This window comes from Isoptericola croceus (assembly GCF_029382255.1).
In the GTDB taxonomy this organism is placed as follows: Bacteria; Actinomycetota; Actinomycetes; order Actinomycetales; family Cellulomonadaceae; genus Isoptericola; species Isoptericola croceus.
This window is the reverse complement of record NZ_JARLLG010000475.1, coordinates 1-257: the sequence shown is the minus strand read 5'-3', so window position 1 is coordinate 257 and position 257 is coordinate 1. Positions and strand designations below refer to the sequence as shown.

Here is a 257-nt window from a genome sequence, read left to right as displayed (position 1 = left end):
GCTGGGGGCAGTGCCAGCAAAGGGTTGGGTTGGTTCAGTAGGCCATTCCTCCTAAGGAATCGAAGTCCATCTCTGTAGCCCTGTTTGCACATCTCTCGGAGGACCATGGGCTCTGGCGGGAAGAGAGCCTTCGAGAGGCGGTAGAGATTGCGAAGGTTGAACTGGAGCCACAATATTCCTTTGGGGAAAACCCTTTAATGATTTTAATATCACTTACTTGTTCTTTTGAAGTGTAAAGTGTCTTAACTGGATTATGA

1 protein-coding gene is annotated in these 257 nt (G+C 47.9%); it reads right to left on the bottom strand.

Annotation, left to right across the window (positions count from 1 at the left end; genetic code table 11):
- Positions 1 to 34 precede the first annotated feature (34 nt).
- Positions 35 to 257: hypothetical protein (locus PZC42_RS21895; RefSeq protein ID WP_277214315.1), on the bottom strand; the 223-nt coding region annotated here is incomplete at its 5' end.